The sequence below is a fragment of the Amphibacillus sp. MSJ-3 genome (genome assembly GCF_018919165.1).
Lineage (GTDB): Bacteria > Bacillota > Bacilli > Bacillales > Amphibacillaceae > Amphibacillus.
The window spans coordinates 44,209-62,548 of the sequence record NZ_JAHLQM010000011.1; the positions used below are offsets into that span (position 1 = coordinate 44,209).

Here is an 18,340-nt window from a genome sequence, read left to right on the forward strand (position 1 = left end):
TACTGTTTAACTTGTTAGCTCTGTCTCTAATGAGATTAAGTAAATTTAGCTCCCTAATAACGGTAAGCGCTTACAATAATAACAATAACAAATACTGTTTTAAGAAAAAACAGTATTAATTAGACATCATATACATGCAAGAATAGAGCTAGACTAGTTTATTTGGAATAAAGGAAGAATAGATTGAGGGAATCGAAGTTTCCTTATGATCCTCAAAGTAATACTGAACTATATTAAATACACCCCTACTTTTGTATCATTTAACATTATTTAGTTAAAATACCTTTAAAAAACCTCTTCAAATAGCTAAGATGAATGTAGCTCGGTTTGAGAGAGGGGGATTGAGATGAAGCTAATTCATCGATTAGGTCTTATCAGCTTGATATTGATCCTAGGTGGGTGCTTTTCAATGAACGGTGAACAAGAGAAATCTTTAAGGATGGATACGGCGGAAGCAAAAAAGGATGAGTATTACGCAAGGGTTCAAGATTATACTGGGGAAGAATACACCTTACCAAACGGAAAGAAAACTGGCCGAATCGCAAATGACAATAAAGAAATAGTCGATGCAGCAATCAAAGACTTCTTCTTAGAAAACTATAAAACCGAAGTGATTGTACATAATATTGTCGGCAATGTCGATGGGGCAACAGTTTTTGTTGAATCGGTGGGTGAACCAAACTTTTATTCCACTGCGATTATCCCGATTGATGTTCAAAATGAGAAGATATTGACAGATCAGGTTTGGTCGCTCGAGGGAGAGGTAGAGCGGGGGATTATAACAGGGTTATATGCGCTAGCTTACCAGGAGGAATTTGCAAATTTGGATCAGCTATTGACTGGTTTGGCTGAAGCATATGGATTTACGAGTAAAACGATTGAGGCGATTGAAAATACAAGTGCGGCTGGCTACGAGAGGGTTTATTACTTTGTTACGGGCAGCAGATATCAATTAGAGGAAATTTGGAAAACCTATTTAGAAGAGCCGGACATGACTCACTCTGATTGGAGGGAGATGTTTGAAGTATTAGAATTTGATCCTGATGCAATTGGATTTGGCCTACATTTATTCATGGCAGATGAAAATGTTGAGCCAAGTCAAGAGGTGTTGGAGGCTGTTGTTGAAGCGATCGAAGAAGCAGATGATATACCGAATGGGAGTTATGGCATTCATCTTCATGACAATCGGATTAATAAACGTGTAGCTGATGGAAATAAAGAAAACTCTATAAGTCATTCATATCCAGATTATATTATTAAAGAATAAACAGGTGATCAGATGGTAATGAATACGTTGGAAGTACAGTTACGGGTAACCTCGGATCAAGATCTGGTTCAGAAGATTAAATCTTGCAATGAAAAGCTGGATGGTTGTTTAACCTTAAATCCTTAGGGTTAAACAACCTGTTACTTTATCCAACATTATCTTCAAAGTGTCCATTATATAGCTCATAATAAAAACCTTTCTTTTCTAATAAAGATTGGTGTGTACCATTTTCAACCACTTGGCCATCTTTCATGACAAAGATACGGTCTGCTTGTTGAATTGTGTTGAGGCGATGGGCAATAACAACACTTGTGCGCCCTTTCATTAATGTACTTAGAGCATCTTGTATTTTTAGTTCTGTTACGGTGTCAATGCTACTTGTTGCTTCATCTAAAATTAAAATATTAGGATCTGCAAGTAAAGCCCTGGCGATTGAAATCAACTGTTTTTGCCCTTGACTAATTCCCCCTCCTTCTTGTGACAATATGGTGTCATAACCATTTGGTAGTTTTGAAATAAATTGATCTGCGTTTGCTAGTTTAGCGGCATTCACAATATCTTGATCGGTCGCATTCAGATCACCATAACGAATGTTCTCTTTAATCGTTCCATTAAAGAGGAAGGGGTCTTGAAGAACGAAACTAATTTGTTTTCGCAAAGTTTCGCGTGTTGTATTCGTAATATCACAGTCATCAATTGTTATCACCCCTTCGTCAGGATCATAGAATCGACAAAGCAAGTTGATAATCGTTGTTTTTCCAGCACCTGTTGGCCCAACTATTGCGATGGTTTCACCAGGGTTTGCATAAAGGGACAAGTCAATAATTGTATCTTCATCTTCATCATAAGCGAATGAAACATGATCAAAATGAATTTCGCCATCTATCTTTTGCCAGTGATCACCATCGACTATCTCTTTCTCATCGGGGATATCCAGTATTTCGAAGACGCGCTCTGCCCCAGCAATGGCTGCTAATAAATGATTAAACTGGTTGGCTAGATTGTTGAGCGGTCGGGTGAACTGACGGGAATACTGAGTGAAGGTGACAATCACTCCAACTGTTACGACATCATTTAATGCTAAAACCCCACCAACAAAAGCAATTAGGGCAAAGCTAATGTTGTTTAAGCCATTCATCAATTTCGGAATAAAGCCAGAGTAGGCTTGTGCGTAATAACCCGATGTTTTGAGGTCGGCATTCTTTTCTTCGAAGTCACTTATCACTCTCTCCTCTTTGGAAAAAATTTTAACGACACTTTGTCCTGCGATAATCTCTTCAATATAACCATTTAAATCACCTAAATGCTGCTGTTGTTTACGAAAGTAAGCTCTTGTCCTTTTTGTAATCCACTTCATACCAAAATATAAAAAAGGTACAATCGTTAGGGTGACAAGCGTTAAAATCGGACTGAGATAAATCATGAAAACTAATGTGCCAATGAGTGAAAGCACACTTGAGAATAGTTGGATAACAGAGTCATTCAGCGTTTGACTGACTGTTTCCAAATCATTTGTTAAGCGACTCATCAGATCCCCGTGCTGTGCCTGATCAAAGAAACGAATGGGGAGGCGATGAAGCTTTGCAAAAAGATCCTCACGCATTCGGTAGATTGTTTTTTGTGTAATACCAACCATTAGAAAATACTGAAACCAAGATGCAAATGCATTTACCAAATAAACAAGGGCTAGTAAAATAATTAATCGAATTAATCCAATTGGATCTGTTTCAATTAAAAAATGATCGATAGCATAGCCGAGTAAAAAGGGTGCAACAAGTCTAAGAATGACATCTATAGAGACAAAGAAGAGTGTCAGGATAATTGTCCATTTAGATCTGGAAAGATAGGTCCAGATGCGCTTGATTGCTAGCAAAGGTTCTTGGGGTTCAGCTCGTTCTGCTTGGTGGATTCGAGGTCCTCTAGGCATTTTCATTTACCTCCTCGCCATACTGTGATTGATAAATCTGTTGATAAAGTGAACTTGTTTTTAGCAGTGTATGATGATCACCACGGGCCGAGACTTCTCCATCTTCTAATAATATAATTTGGTCAGCCTCAAGCAGGCTTGTTATTTTTTGGGTAATGATAAAGGTTGTACAAGACAAGCTCTTGATCGCTGCCAAGATTTTAGCCTCTGTTTGCAAATCCAGTGCACTGGTACTATCGTCCAAAAGCAAGATTTCTGGTTTTCGAATCAGTGCCCGAGCAATGGAGAGGCGTTGTTTTTGTCCACCTGAAAAGTTAACACCACGTTGTCCGATCATTGTTTGATATTGTTCTGCTTGCTTCATAATGGTGTCATGGATTTGGGCAGCTTTTGCCGCTTCGATAATCTCTTCATCAGTTGCCTTAGGCTTTCCCCAACGAATATTTTCCATTACTGTTCCAGAAAAAAGACGTGCTTCTTGTGGGACATAACCAATTTTTTCACGGAGGTTTTTAAGTTTTAAGGCCTGTAAGGGTTGCCCATTGAATAAAATTTCCCCCGCCGTTGGATCATATAATCTTGGGATTAATTGAAACAGGGTTGTTTTTCCAGAGCCAGTCGCACCGATAACGGCTATTGTTTCTCCTTGGTTCACTTGGAGATTAATTTTATTTAGAATCAACGCTTCTTTATTTGGATAAGAAAAGGAAACATGATCAAATACCAACTGATGTTGAGTCGGTTTTATATGATCTATTGTTTGATCACCTTCAATCAGATCGATTTCCTCCGTTAGTACATCATTAATCCGATCTTTGGATGCTTGTGCACGTGAGAAAGCAAGCAAAATAAAGGACATCATCGAAATTGAGTGCATCGTTCGGGTTGCATAGTTAATCACTGCGACGACTTCACCGACACTACTTGCTTGATTAGCAATCTGAATTTGACCCAGCCAAAGGATTACTAAAATACTTAAATTCATGACAACCATGATAACAGGTCCACTAATTTGCATGAGCCGGAGGGTATAAATCGTTAAATCCCTTAATGACATACTTGCTTGAGCAAAGTTATCTTCTTCATGATCGCTACGCAGAAAAGCTTTAATTAAGCGCATAGCTGTTAAATTCTCACGCATGACATTATTCACTCGATCTAACCGATGCTGGATACGGTGAAATAAAATGACCCCTTTTCTAGTTATCCATACGATAAATAAGATTAGTATCGGCATGGTTAGAAGTAAGATCAGAGATAACTTCCAATCAACCAACATTGCTAGGACAGTACTTCCAATAATAAGGAGTGGGGCACGGCTACCAATCCGGAGTGACATGTGCACGATGGATTGGAGTTGTGTGACATCATTTGTTAATCGGGTAATCAGGGAAGATGTTGGGAAACGATTCAAATTTTTAAAGGAAAATGCTTGTATCTTTGAGAAAGTTGCCTGCCGTAAATCATAACCAAAGCTCTGGCTAACGTGAGCACTTAAGAATGAATTCATGATCCCAGCAGCAAAACTAATAGCTGCGAGAATAATTAATATAATACCCCAATGGGAAATTTCCTGAAGATTATGTACCCGAATCCCATCATCAATAATTCGTGCAATAATTAAGGGAGAGCTGAGTTCAACACTTAATTCAACGAGCATAAGTGTGAATGCAATGATCATAGGTAGTTTATAAGATGATAGATAGGAAAAAGCTTTTTTCATAAATTGAGAAACCCCTTTCATTATCATTATACTAAATTTTTAATTAAAGTGTAATGAACTGAAGGGGGTTTTTAAACGAGTGCAACTGTCTGTAAGACTCTCACTTGGAGGATTTGAAGGAGGGTAAGCATTGTAAGTGGGAGATCAAGTGACAGGATGGGCACGATTAGTTCAAGGGCTATAGATCATCCCCTTGTGGGACTATCAAATGTTTTCGCTGGGACGAGTAACCGCAAATCACTTCGGTGGGACGAGTAACCGCAGTCCCAGTCCCAGTCCCAGTCAGTGGAGATAGTGGGAAGTCAGCCTGAATCCACAAGGTTCTGTGGTAATATCTTCATGACTTAGGACTTGTAGGCCAACCCTCCCAATGATTGAAGTCTCACTTTATCCTTAAAAGTATTTTAAGTTACGGTTGTCGAAAATATAGATGATATTTATACAAATGTGCACACAGTTTTTCCATTCTAAATTTTGAAAGATGAACACGTAATACTTTGCCATTCTTATAATAGATAATTGAAGAGCGATCACGTTCCTCAATTTCTTTAATATTTTTTGTTATGACCCAAATGCAATCTTCGTTTTTTGGTGCCTGGGTAGGAAAAACATATAGATCACGGTTTGGGTCAATAGGAATCGGGGGATTTTGCTTCAGATTAAAAAGTTCTTTCATTGCTTGTGCTCTCCCCTGATATGATGAGCCATTCCGTAAACAGGCATGCTCGATAATTTTATAGCCCTTCTGCATTGTATAGTGTGTTCCATCGAGTTCCTCGATTTCAGATACTGCATAAGTAGTTTTCGCAGAGCGAATATACAATGTTTGATCGTTTATCCGATAATAAGCTGATCTAGGATCTATTTGAACCGCCTCCATCTTAATGTATTAGATATTTATCAATATCCACCTAGTTAAGATCTGCGATGCTGACCTCCGCCCTCCTTATTGTAAAATATGACACTTTAATAAGTATTATAGCATACAACAAAAGAATTAGATAGAATTTTTTAAAATATATGGAAACATTGATTAATTTTGTCTGATCCATTACTAAATCTTACTCTTATCCTAAATGGGTATCTTTAACCTTTTTATCCAATACGGAATTCGTTATAATGATTGTAAAGAATATTTGATATCCTATTTTGTAATTTAATGTAAAATAATGTTCAAGAAGAATAATATCCCTTAAATGATCTATGTCTTTGTTAGATTCAGAAGATTGGCAATCTATCCTCGTTTTGAATCAGTTATTCACTGAATGAAGTTTCACTTTATATAGGATTAAATAAGGAAGAAAACTCAAATAAATCATTTAAATGAAGGATGTTTTTTAAAATATGAGAGAGGGTGGGGATCGTAATGTTTTGCCCAAATTGTGGGGAAGAGAGTGTCAATAATGAAAGGTTTTGTAGTTCATGTGGTCATCAGCTGATACATGAGACTAACGAAGAAACAGAGAAAGACGAAGAAGAAATCTGGTCAAAATTCGTTGGGAAAAATTATGATTTTTATAAATATAAGTGGGGGAGTGTAGATAATCCAGCGAAATCAACGAGTTGGAATTGGCCTGCCTTTTTATTCGGAATCTTTTGGTTAGGCTACCGCAAGATGTATAAACCGGTTTTTATTATATTCGGTATTTATTTAGCTATTGATATTTTTGCAATCTTTACTGGACTGTATGATGTGGCTGATTTGATTAATGAAGGTTTAATGATGGGGATCAGCGTTTGCTTAGGTATATATGGAAACTCCTTATACTATCGTCATTTAAGGGAAAAAATAGTGATGTTTGAAGATTCCCAAGCAGATGAGCAGACGATCAAGTATTTAGGGGGAGCGAGTAAAAAAGGAATCTTTTCGGTCTTGGGGATATTAGTAGGTTATCTGGCCATTTACTCTATTCTAACAACTTTATTTTCAAGTGGTTCTATTGTTTTTGGAACTAATGAGGGTCCATCAGGTATTACCGATATCAAGGAGACTTTTTCTACAGAAGAAGTGATTTATTATGAGGTTGATTTTGGTGAACCGATTGACTCAACGACTGTAGATGTTCGTCTCTTTTACATTGAGGATGATAATGAAGTGATTTATACCGAGTTTGTGGAACTGGTTGATCCGGAATGGACTGGTTATTATAGCTATTTATATGATCCTGATATTGACTATCAATTGATTTCTGGCACTTATCTGGTAAGGATTTATCGAGATGATGTTTTATTGAGGGAGGGTAACTTTGAAGTTACGGGGGAGGTTTACTAAATAGCCGCATATTGTTTAAACCTATCTTAAAAATTTTGGGTTAAGAAAATCAAGGAAGAGGTCATATCTATTATGGTATGACCTCTTCCTTGATTGATTCTATTTATGGAAATAATTATCTATATAAAAAAGCGTTTGATCGGCGTAAAGAGATAGAGGTTGACTGGTGTTTACTTCAATTTATGCTATCTAAGATCTGAGTATTTTTTACTATCATAAATTAGTCATTAACAAAACAACCTCTTACCTATAGTTACTATAATCATAGGTCAAAATAACCAAAATGAAAACTTATAAAAAATATTTGTCAGCTTTTGTTGAATAATCTTTCTACTTCCGATATGATCAGTGAGTAGAACAAAAGTCATAGGGTAAAATGAGGGGTGTAGTAATGAGTAAACTGGTTAACTTCAAAAAAATAGGTACACGATTAATTTTAGGTTTCGGGATTATTATGATTTTGGTCATTGGTATGAGTGTGAAAAATGTAAATTCCATTGCTCGAATTAACAATAATACAAATAAGTTAATTAATGAAGGCTTGGAAACGCTAATGATTAATGAGGAATTATCTATTAATATGCTTGAGCGCACTACTTATTTACAAGCTTTTGCGTTAACGGGTAATTCCACATATCAAAAGTCATTTATTGACGAAACTGAGGATAGTATAGCTTTAGAAGAATTGGCCTTAGAAAAAAGTAATTCTGAGCAATTGAAAGAGGCGATTGATCAGAAGGTGCGTTGGGGACAGCTAACAGATCAGTTCTTTGATTTATATACAAGTGGTAATGAAGATGAGGCCCTAAGCTTATTTGAGGATCAAATTATGCCAATCGGGATGGCTTTAATTAATGAATTTGCTGACTTGTCTGATATGCGAGGAGAACAAATCAATCAATTAAGCGAGGAGATTACCGAAGCGGGTCAAAGTACTTTAGATGCAACTTTCTATATTGCAACATTAATTATTATTGTAGGGATAGTCGCTGCCTTTATTACAACACGTATGATCACTAAACCAGTTAAACGATTGACTGAACAGATGTCGACGATTGCCTCTGGTGACCTTACAGCAGAGGTGGTGGAGACTGATCGACGTGATGAATTAGGACAACTTTTCCAAGTAGCCAATCAAATGGCGATCAATATGCGGGCATTGTTATTAGAAATTCAAAAGGTTTCTAACTTGGTCGATGGACATAGTGATTCATTGTCACAAACAACAAATGAAGTAACTGAAGGTGTTGAGCAAATTTCTGTTACAATGCAGGAATTAGCATCTGGATCTGAAACACAAGCAACTCATGCGATGGATCTGTCTACTGGAATGAGTGAATTTGTTTCAACCGTTTCCGTTGCCCAAGAGCTGGGTAAATCTGTTGCTGATGAATCTAAAGAAGTACGTAATCTATCAATAAATGGTGCAAGCTTAATGCAAGATTCTGTTGGTCAAATGCATACAATTGATGCAATTGTCCATGAATCAGTTGAGAAGGTCATTCGGTTAAATGATCAATCTAAAGAAATATCAAATATTGTTGCTGTGATTCAGGATATAGCTGATCAAACAAACTTACTTGCTTTGAATGCTTCAATTGAAGCGGCACGTGCAGGTGAACAAGGAAAAGGATTTGCTGTAGTTGCTGATGAAGTTAGAAAACTTGCTGAAGGGGTTGCGAGCTCTGTACAGGATATTACCAAGATTACCTCTGGCATTCAATCTGAATCTGAATCTGTAAAACTCGTTTTAGAAGATAGCTATCAACAAGTTCAACAAGGAACAAATCATATTGAGGAAACAGGTAAAACCTTCCACAATATTGAGAATGCAATTGGTAAAATGACAACAGATATTCAGCAAATAACGGATCAATTAACAAACATGCTTTCTACTAGTCAAAGCTTGTCTGGATCAGTTGAAGAGATTGCTTCAATTTCGGAAGAATCAGCTGCTGGTGTTGAGGAAACATCTGCATCAGCTGAAGAAGTAACGAGCTCAATGGAAGAGATTTCAACAAGTTCTACTGACTTAACGAAACTAGTTCGTGAATTGAATCAATTAATTGGGCAGTTTAAATTATAGGATATGAATGCATTATCTATCATCATATCTAGAGGCTGGGACAAAACTCAGCTAAAATGAAAAAGGAATTCAGTTGATACTGGGTTCCTTTTTCTTATGATCATCATTTAAATAGAATCATCACCTCTTAAATTTTTTGTGGAGTCACTCCGTGATTTACACTCTGGGTGGACGCTTTCCACGGGTACGGCCTCGGGCGTACAGGATGTGGGTCAGTTAGACGTTGCCACAGGACGTGGCGGTTTTAGTCTAACATTCCTTATTGCTCCACTACCGTGTCGCAATAAGGATTTTCGGACTCGCACTTTCCCCGCTGGAGTCGCCACCCGCTGTTCCAATCACTGGCTGGGCGCTCCTGATAATGGATCATAAGAAGAAACACAAAAAGAAGATATGAGAGAAAGCTTTTAGAAGAAAAGACTGGCGGAACTTACGGTCAAGGTAAAATGGATGTTGAGCCGTTCTTTTGGTTTTTTAAGGCTAATTTTGGTTTCACTTGTTTATCTTTAAAAGGTAAATCCAAAGTACACAATGAACTAGGATTTGCGTTATTGGCTGTGAACTTAAGGAAATTCACGGCTAATAACTCTAAGACTCCAAAGCATTCAAACCACTACAAAAATGAAAATGGTTCTATTTTCGAACAAACCGTAAATAGAACCATTTTTTACTCAGTGGGACTAGTTGTCCCAGCCCTTTGATTTCCCTTATCAAGTGAAACTTCAACCAGTAATCAGTTGGGAAAGGTTCACTTGATATGTGAAAGTGTTTTAGTTAACCATGCTAGGATATCCTCCATCACTTGATCCCTGTTAACTTCAAATAACATTTCATGGCGGCCCTCTGGATAGAGGATCAGTTTAATTGATTGAATGCCAGCTGTTTGGTAGTCTTTAACGACACGTTTAACCCCTTTGCCAAAGTCACCAACTGGATCAGATTCACCACTGATAATAAGCATCGGTAATGACGGATCAATCCGTGCGATCTCAGATTGTTTATGAATTAATTCAATGCCTCCAAGTAAATCATGGTAAAATCCAGCTGTTGAAATAAAGCCACAGTAAGGATCCTCTTGATAGGCCTGAACGGTTTTAGGGTCGCTTGAAATCCAGCTACCTGAATTTTTGAATTTTTTATTAAACTGGCCAAAACTTAATTTATCCATTAACGGGCTTTCTGATTTGGCCCCATGTCTCTTAATCTCTGAACGAGCAATGAATCGTCCAATTTTTCCAGCTAATCCTTTCCCAGCACCTGTCCCTGAGATGATAACCCCATCAATTGCCTTTGAATAGCGCTGAATAAATCGTCGAACTAGAAAGGAGCCCATGCTATGTCCTAGCATAAAGACAGGTAATTCTGGATAGGCCTGATGAATTTGGTCATTAATCATTTTTAAATCTTCAACAGTACGTTCAAATCCATCTTCGTCAGCATAGTAGCCCATTACTCCCATCTTTTCACCCGTTTTCCCATGTCCACGGTGGTCGTTAGCATATACAACAAAGCCGTGTGAGACAAGGAAATTAGCAAATTCATGATAGCGTCCGCTATGTTCTGCCATTCCATGTGCAATTTGAACAACTGCTATTGGTGGCTGTTTCTGATCTAGCCATTTTTTAATATATACCTCTTGTCCATCTGATTGTGTTAACCATAATTCTTCTATCAATTCGATCAACTCCGTTATAATTTCGTTTATTATTAGTTTAGCTGATTTAACTCATTATCGCGAGCAAATTTATTACTGGAGAAGCTATTTAAAATAAGAAATGAGATAAACTATAAGCACTTCTAGGTGAATAGGATTAAACAGTTAGTGGATTGATTAACTTGAAGGATGTTTTGAGAAGTATTCCAGTGTATAAAAAAGAACCCTAAGAAAATCAAAAAATTCATTTTCCTAGGGTTTGATTCAATGTGTTGAAGCAAATTAAAGGTTACTTTTTGCCGATTAAGTAAATATAGATCTCAACAATGATTATTTAAAAGATCGGAGTGGATGATCAGTAGGGCGTAACGGTCAATAACAAATTTAATATCTTTATTTAGCCCCCATTGGGGATGACTTCCCAATGAGGGTTAGATTTACTCTATTTCACTGAGTAACCGTTGGACTTCATCTGGATTTGCTTCAAGTTTTAAGTCTGTCTTTACAAGCGGGCTAACCGTTGATACCGCTGGCATTTTATTACCTTGATAAAATGAAATAAATGCATCTTGATTAATTGAATACAATATAGCTTGGCGAAGGGCTGTATTGGTAGATACCTCCCGATCATTCATATTGAAGTTTAAGTAGGTCACAGCATTGCTTTCATTTTGTTGTAAGGTTAAACGGTCATCATCAACGACGGTATCGTATCGATTTTCTGCAACACCATTTAAAATATGAATTTCATCATTTCTTAATGCTGAAAGTGCAGTTTCAGAGTCTTGGATAAATTTAACGATTACTTCATTAATTTTAGGTTCATATTCTGTATTTGGTAGATAGGCAGGATTTTTTATAAACTGTGCTTCATAGTCATCTTTCTCTATTAGTATATAAGGTCCACTGGCATAGATTGTGTTTTCGATCCCACTATCTTTAGTGACGGTTTGTTGATCGCCATAAGCGATATCTTTATTAACATCATATTCCTCGACATCAAATGTATTGATGCTCTCTACTTGCTGTTTTGAGACAATACCGGCAGATTGGTGGGCAAGATAGTTTAATACTTGTGGGAAGGGCTCATGTGTTGTCACTTTAACCACTTGATAAATCCCAGCTGCATTATCAACTTCTGTCTTATCGCTTGTTAAGTTGGAAATAGCGACAGCTAAATCAGCTTCTAATGCTTCCCTAACCGTACCACCATCAGATGCTTCTACATCTAACTCGCTAAGATCTTCAACGATTTCGATTGTGTCCATACTTTCATGTAAGCTGTATGTTCTATGATCGGGAACTGAATTCGGATCTTTCGCACGTTCAAGTGAAAATTTAACATCTTCAGCTCCGACTCGTTCACCAGTGTCAACAGCTGTTCCATCTTCAACTGCGGCAAAATTAATATCATCACGTAAAATGAAATAGTAATCTTGACTTCCTTCTGCAATAACATGATTTAAAGATAAGGATCCATCAGAGACGACTTGATCATCATCTGTTAGATTGACTAACCGAACATACATATTAGTATTAAGTGTGTTAATTGAGCCATCGTTTCCTTTAATCGGATCAAGAGAAGTTAATGAATTATTGCTTTGATGAACAAGTAAAGGCTCACTTTCTCTTAGATCTTGATCATTAAAGTCAACGGCTTCCCATACTGCAGCTCGAGATTTTGGCAAGCGAACTGTTTCTTCATTAATAATTTCGTGATTAACACCTTGTGCCTTGTATGAAATATATAAAGGTACAATATAAGCCTGATCAAAAACAATATGCTGTTCTAAGTCAGTATAGGTTTGTTGATAATCTTCAGGTAATTGTGTACTGGCTAAGTCAATGAGTTGATCTGCCTGTTCATCAGCAAATAAACTGTTATCTCCATCGGAAGTAAAGAGTGAACGAACGGCATAATCTGGATTCCCAGTTACTGTTGTCCAGCTATTTAAAGCTAGATCATAATTTCCGGCTTCTTTTTGTGTTGTAAAACTACCGTAATCAGGTTGAATATTTAATTCAACATTAAATCCATTACTTGTTAATTGATCACGAAGAATGTTTAAATCATCTTCACCTGTGCTTATGCCAAGTATTTCTATTGTTGGTTTTTCGGTTTGCTCAGAATCGTTTGAAGGCTCTCCCTGGACATCTGATTCCGTACTGACGCATCCTGTAATAAATAAACTAATTGCAGCTAAAAAAATAAAACTTAATTTCCTCATTTAATTTCCCCCTCATATGGTTTAATTTACTTTTGGATCTAATGCATCTCGCAGTCCATCACCAAAAAAGTTAAAGGCGAGGACAAGTAAGATAATGGCTAGCCCTGGAAAAATGGCTAGGTAAGGTTCTGTTTCTAAATAACTACTTCCAATTCTTAACACATTTCCCCACTCAGGTACATGTGGTTCGACACCCAATCCAAGAAAACTAAGACTACCAGTAGCGATGACGGCACTGCCGATTGTCAAGGTTGCTCGGACAATCATAGGTGCAAAGGCATTTGGAATTGCATGTTTGATTAGAATGACCCAATCGGATTCCCCTAATGCTTTAGCTGCTTCAATATAATCTAGATTGGCTACCATCAAAATATTCGCTCTCATTGTTCTTGCGTAGGTTGGAATTGAACCAATACTTAAGGCAATCACAAGATTGACTGTACTTGAACCAAAGGCAGCAATAATGGCAATGGCAAGCAGTATGCCTGGAATTGCATATAAAATATCTAAGAAACGCATGATTGTTTGATCAATTGCATGATTATAATAACCGGCTAGCGCTCCTAAAATACCACCAACAACGAGAGGAATCAGGGTTGTTAATAGTCCAATCAATAATGAAATCCTTGCACCAAAGATAATTCGTGAAAATACATCGCGCCCGAAGTTATCAGTTCCAAATGGGTGAACCAAACTCGGTTCCATTAAGAGGTCACCGTAATTATTTGCTGTTGCGAAACTGGTGACAAATGTTCCGTGGCTTGTTATCGATATGGATAGGGTAAAAGTAATAAATAGTAAACCAATCATGGCCGTAAAGCTTTTGTTCAATTTCACCCAGAAAAAGTACCATTTATCAATGCTGGCTTGATCTTGTTTTGAGTTTTGTAGCCATAAACTATAACCCAAAATAATTCGGAAAATGTTACCCGTTAAACTCGTGATCAACAAGAAAACTGCTAACCATTTCATTGATTTCTTGAACTGATTTAATTGCTGATCATATTTGATTAGGAAAATGATAACTATAATATCAATCAAAAGTAGGGCTATGAGTATTCCCATTAATAAAATAAAGTGGTTCGATACATATGGTTTAAATAGATTTAACAGTGTAACACCAATAACTAAAAAATCGGTGATAAACAGATAATAAGCAAATGTATAGTTTATGGAAGACTCTGTTTTTAATAAACGAAAGGCAAATGTGACGGTAAAGACATTTCCAACTAATAAGGATAATAATTGGACACTTCCTAAAATCCGTGTTCGACGTTGAATTTCACCGTTTCTTAATAAATCATTTCGTAAAAGATAAATCAGCATGATCTGATAAATACTGATGATCGTATAAATAATTGTTAGTGAAACAAATCCAATACTCCATGATTGACTACTTACTTGATAGCTGTTGAATAAGAATAAAAGGGCTAAGGCTAGTGAGATAACAAGTGAAAAGTGTCCGTGCTTATATAAATCAGATTGTTCAAGTGATTGACGATTTCGTTGACCCAATACGATCTACCTCCCCTGCTAATTATTTTTCAAATGAGCCCGAATTCGTGGATTTAACAAGGCATAAAGTAGGTCAACAACCAGGTTAACGACAGAAATAGTTATTGCGATATAGACAACTCCCGCAAGAATAGCAGGAATGTCAGGGATAAATTGTTTATCAACAATGTAGCTCCCTAAACCACTAATATTGAATACCTTTTCTGTTACTGCTGCACCACCAAGCATGGCGCCAAATTGAAGTCCAATTACAGTTAGAATAGGAATCCAGGCATTACGTAAACCATGGCGTATAAAGGTTTCCTTATTAGATAGCCCTTTGGCTTTCGCTGTAATCATATAATCCTCATGCATCACTTCGAGCATTGATGATCTTGTCATTCTTGCAATTGCAGCAGCTAATCCAGTTCCTAAAACAGCGATGGGCATGATTAAAGATAAGATGTTATTAGGTGAATAAGTTGCCGGCAATAAATTGCCCCTAATTGAAAAAACTAAAATAAAGATTAAGCCCTGCCAAAAACTTGGGATCGATAAGCCAATTAGCGCGAAAAACATAAAACTGTAATCCCAAAATGAATTTACTTTAGCTGCGGATATCATCCCTATTGGTACTGCGATGATCACTGCTAAGATCAGTGATGAGACAGCCAGTGTTAAAGTAACTGGAAAACGGTTGGATATGCTGGTCATAATGACTTCATTGCCTGTAAATGAATGACCTAGGTCAAAAGTGAGAAATCCTTTTAAAGCATTCCATAGTTGAACAAAGTAAGGTTGATCTAGTCCATATTGTTTGTTAAAGGCAAGTCTTTGCTCCATTGTTGCTGATTCACCCAGAATATTAGCAGCTGCATCTGATGGTGAAATATAAAGAATCGTAAAAACAACGACAATGACAGAAAAGATAACAAAGATTGTCATGACCATTCGTTCAAAAATATAACGAACAAAAGCATTTTGGTAAATAAAACATAGACTATATAAGATAAAACCAGGGATAAAGCTTAATGTAAGAAACAAGTTATTCTCCAATAATGACTGAAAATAATCAATATATTTGATCGGTTTAAGTTTGTGGGAGGCTAATTCTTGTTGAGCAAGCTTATTTAATTGTCGCTCAACTTGCTTTGAAACAAATTGATTTTTTTTATTTATCTCGATCGATTGATTAAAGTACTTTTGCTTTCGATCATATTGATTTCCATAATCAATGAATAATTGTTCAGCTAACTTTGAATGTTTTAGCTCATTAATTTTTTTCTTTAATAAATCGTTGTAATTTGTGCCCTTTCTTTTATTAAAAAATAAAAACAAGACGATTAAATGGACGGGAGCACCCACCACCCATTGGAGCCATCTTAATAAATGGTGTTGGTAAATGATTGTATAACCTTTGGAAAGCTTATTTGGTTGATTTAATGTAGCCAACTAGATAGTCACCTCCAAACTTGATAATTCCTATTCGTTTAGTATAGTATAGTGTAAAGAAGATTATAGAAAGTTTTTAATCAGATGTCAAATAATTAATTTAATGGAGCGTTGCTTATGGATAATTTATTATCAATAAATGATTTAAGTGTTGTATTTAAAACAAGTCGACAAGATATTGAAGCGGTAAAGCATATTTCGCTGTCGGTTCATAAAGGTGAGACTTTGGGAATAGTTGGTGAATCAGGTTCTGGGAAAAGTGTGACAGCTAAAGCTATTATGCAACTACTTCCTTCTCACTCAGCTCAGATAACTTCAGGAACGGTTCAATATGAAGAACAGATGATCTCATCATTTAACGAAAAAGAAATGGAAACCATTCGTGGTCGAGAGATAGGTATGATATTTCAAGATCCAATGAGTTCATTTAATCCAACAATTAAAATAGGCAAACAAATTGATGAAATGTGTATCAAGCATCGTGGCCTTTCCGCCTCAAAGGCTAAAAAGGAAACCTTAAACATGCTTGAATTAGTTGGAATTACAAATCCAAACGAACGTTATCATCAATATCCACATGAATTCTCTGGTGGGATGTTACAACGAGCAATGATTGCAATGGCGCTTGTTTGTAAGCCCAAATTACTTATTGCTGATGAACCAACAACCGCTTTAGATGTTAGAATTCAGGCGCAAATTTTACAATTAATGAAGAAGTTGCAAGATACATTTGATATGAGCATTATATTAATTACACATGATTTTGGTGTCGTCGCTGGTATGTGTGATCGTGTAGTGGTGATGAAAGATGGAGAAATTGTTGAACAAAATGATACAACAACTATTTTCAATCAACCGCAGCATCCATATACACAGCGTTTACTAAAAGCATTACCACGAATTGACCAAAAAAAGGCGACTCGCCAGGCTAAAGTTTTTTCTGAAACAGAGCCACTCGTTGATGTCCGTCAGTTACAAAAAGTTTATCAACTAAAATTAGGCGGTACCGTACGTGCTGTTGATCAAATTGATTTTAAAATTCATCAAGGCGAAACGTTGGGATTAGTTGGGGAATCTGGCTCGGGCAAGTCAACAACAGGTCGACTTTTATTACAACTTCAACAAGCAACAGATGGCGAAGTACTCTATCAAGGGATGGGCATCCATCATTTTTCGCGAAAAGAGTTAAAAATATTACGTCGTGATATTCAAATTATTTTCCAAGACCCACAAGCCTCATTAAATCCAAGAATGAAGGTACTCGATATTATTGGGCAACCCTTGGATATTCACAAACTATGCCGAACGAAAAAAGACAGACGGAGAAGAGTGGAGGAATTATTAGAATTAGTTGGATTAGAGAAGGAACATGCTAATCGATATCCACACGAATTTTCTGGTGGTCAACAACAACGTATTGGCATTGCTCGGGCCTTAGCTGTAAAACCCAAGTTTATCGTCTGTGATGAACCTCTATCTGCACTCGATGTCTCCATTCAAGCACAGATAGTTGATCTTTTACAGGATCTACAAAAACAACTCGGTTTAACCTATTTATTTATTGCACACGATTTAGCTATGGTAAAACATCTTTGTGACCGAATCGCAGTGATGTATGATGGAAAAATTATAGAAGTTGCGGAAAGTGAAGAACTTTATCAATATCCAATTCATCCTTATACTAAATCATTGCTCGAAGCAGTACCGATACCAGATCCAAAGATTGAAGCGAAGAAAATCCGTGAACATGATATTAAGCTACAGAGTTATTCTTTTGAACAAAACATTTTTGAAGAGAAAAGACCAAAACATTGGGTGTTAGTATGATTACACCAGAGAAAGGGCTAATAGTTGTTTAAGTTGCGGGTATATTTTGGAGGATGAGCGTGTTTTGGTGAGGTTGAGAGCATTTCACGGAAGTTGAGAGCAAATCGCAGAAGTTGAGAGCAAATCGTGAAAGTTGAGAACAAATCGCAGAATTTGAGAGCATTTTCGAAAAGTTGAGAGCAAATCGCAAAAGTTGAGAGCATTTTCGAAAAGTTGAGAACAAATTTGGAAAGTTGAGAGCAAATCGCAGAATTTGGGAGCATCCTCCAAAAGCTATAGGATGCTCGCGACTTAACAAAAGTAGGGATAGGGTGTCCGTAGATCAACTAATTGAAAACCTCCACTGAATGAAGGTTCATCTTTTAGGTGAAAAATAAAAATGGTTCTGAGTTTTTAATACAGTTACTCAG

The 18,340-nt window shown here is 36.8% G+C and carries 11 protein-coding genes and 1 pseudogene; 5 read left to right on the forward strand and 7 right to left on the reverse strand.

Annotated features, from left to right (window positions below; all coding sequences use genetic code 11):
* Positions 1–346: 346 nt before the first annotated feature.
* Positions 347–1,267, forward strand: coding sequence for a DUF1672 family protein (locus KQI76_RS04935; protein ID WP_216399206.1), 921 nt, complete (start codon positions 347–349; stop codon positions 1,265–1,267).
* Between the two features lie 145 nt (positions 1,268–1,412).
* Here KQI76_RS04935 and KQI76_RS04940 read toward each other — a convergent pair whose 3' ends face one another.
* The 3 genes from KQI76_RS04940 to KQI76_RS04950 all read right to left on the reverse strand — a co-directional run bounded on the left by KQI76_RS04940 (position 1,413) and on the right by KQI76_RS04950 (position 5,797).
* Positions 1,413–3,200 carry an ABC transporter ATP-binding protein gene (locus tag KQI76_RS04940; RefSeq protein WP_371817652.1) on the reverse strand — a complete coding sequence of 596 codons (1,788 nt, stop codon included), beginning with the start codon at positions 3,198–3,200 and terminating at the stop codon, positions 1,413–1,415.
* A complete protein-coding gene (locus tag KQI76_RS04945; protein WP_216399208.1) occupies positions 3,187–4,917 on the reverse strand; it encodes an ABC transporter ATP-binding protein in 1,731 nt (576 codons plus the stop codon). The genes KQI76_RS04940 and KQI76_RS04945 overlap by 14 nt, the downstream gene beginning before the upstream one ends.
* A 409-nt stretch (positions 4,918–5,326) precedes the next feature.
* Positions 5,327–5,797, reverse strand: a complete 471-nt coding sequence (locus tag KQI76_RS04950) for a competence protein ComK (RefSeq protein ID WP_216399209.1) — start codon at positions 5,795–5,797, stop codon at positions 5,327–5,329.
* Between the two features lie 486 nt (positions 5,798–6,283).
* Between KQI76_RS04950 and KQI76_RS04955 the strand changes: the two genes are divergently transcribed.
* The 3 genes and pseudogenes from KQI76_RS04955 to KQI76_RS11730 all read left to right on the forward strand — a co-directional run.
* Entirely contained in the window at positions 6,284–7,189 is a 906-nt protein-coding gene (locus KQI76_RS04955; RefSeq protein ID WP_216399210.1) for a DUF2628 domain-containing protein, read from the forward strand.
* Between the two features lie 391 nt (positions 7,190–7,580).
* Positions 7,581–9,275, forward strand: coding sequence for a methyl-accepting chemotaxis protein (locus KQI76_RS04960; protein WP_216399211.1), 1,695 nt, complete (start codon positions 7,581–7,583; stop codon positions 9,273–9,275).
* A gap of 401 nt (positions 9,276–9,676) precedes the next feature.
* Positions 9,677–9,976 (forward strand): annotated as a pseudogene (locus tag KQI76_RS11730) (IS5/IS1182 family transposase); the annotation flags it as partial.
* A gap of 47 nt (positions 9,977–10,023) precedes the next feature.
* On the opposite strand, the gene KQI76_RS04965 reads toward KQI76_RS11730, so the two are convergent.
* The 4 genes from KQI76_RS04965 to KQI76_RS04980 form a co-directional block, all read right to left on the reverse strand.
* Complete coding sequence (locus tag KQI76_RS04965) at positions 10,024–10,950, reverse strand: alpha/beta hydrolase (RefSeq protein ID WP_216399212.1); 927 nt, start codon at positions 10,948–10,950, stop codon at positions 10,024–10,026.
* Between the two features lie 416 nt (positions 10,951–11,366).
* Positions 11,367–13,157: an ABC transporter substrate-binding protein gene (locus KQI76_RS04970; RefSeq protein ID WP_216399213.1), complete on the reverse strand. Its 1,791-nt coding sequence runs from the start codon at positions 13,155–13,157 to the stop codon at positions 11,367–11,369.
* A 21-nt stretch (positions 13,158–13,178) separates the two neighbouring features.
* Positions 13,179–14,672, reverse strand: coding sequence for an ABC transporter permease (locus tag KQI76_RS04975; RefSeq protein ID WP_216399214.1), 1,494 nt, complete (start codon positions 14,670–14,672; stop codon positions 13,179–13,181).
* An 18-nt stretch (positions 14,673–14,690) separates the two neighbouring features.
* Positions 14,691–16,103 carry an ABC transporter permease gene (locus KQI76_RS04980; RefSeq protein ID WP_253288812.1) on the reverse strand — a complete coding sequence of 471 codons (1,413 nt, stop codon included), beginning with the start codon at positions 16,101–16,103 and terminating at the stop codon, positions 14,691–14,693.
* 117 nt (positions 16,104–16,220) lie between these two features.
* On the opposite strand from KQI76_RS04980, the gene KQI76_RS04985 reads away from it, so the two are divergent.
* The gene (locus KQI76_RS04985; protein ID WP_216399215.1) at positions 16,221–17,930 is read left to right on the forward strand and encodes an ABC transporter ATP-binding protein; all 1,710 of its coding nucleotides are present in this window, start codon (positions 16,221–16,223) and stop codon (positions 17,928–17,930) included.
* Positions 17,931–18,340 lie beyond the last annotated feature (410 nt).

Coding starts and splice junctions, on each gene's coding strand:
- KQI76_RS04935 (WP_216399206.1), top strand. CDS start 347: ATGAAGCTAATTCATCGATTAGGTCTTATCAGCTTGATATTGATCCTA.
- KQI76_RS04940 (WP_371817652.1), bottom strand. CDS start 3,200: ATGAAAATGCCTAGAGGACCTCGAATCCACCAAGCAGAACGAGCTGAA.
- KQI76_RS04945 (WP_216399208.1), bottom strand. CDS start 4,917: ATGAAAAAAGCTTTTTCCTATCTATCATCTTATAAACTACCTATGATC.
- KQI76_RS04950 (WP_216399209.1), bottom strand. CDS start 5,797: ATGGAGGCGGTTCAAATAGATCCTAGATCAGCTTATTATCGGATAAAC.
- KQI76_RS04955 (WP_216399210.1), top strand. CDS start 6,284: ATGTTTTGCCCAAATTGTGGGGAAGAGAGTGTCAATAATGAAAGGTTT.
- KQI76_RS04960 (WP_216399211.1), top strand. CDS start 7,581: ATGAGTAAACTGGTTAACTTCAAAAAAATAGGTACACGATTAATTTTA.
- KQI76_RS04970 (WP_216399213.1), bottom strand. CDS start 13,157: ATGAGGAAATTAAGTTTTATTTTTTTAGCTGCAATTAGTTTATTTATT.
- KQI76_RS04985 (WP_216399215.1), top strand. CDS start 16,221: ATGGATAATTTATTATCAATAAATGATTTAAGTGTTGTATTTAAAACA.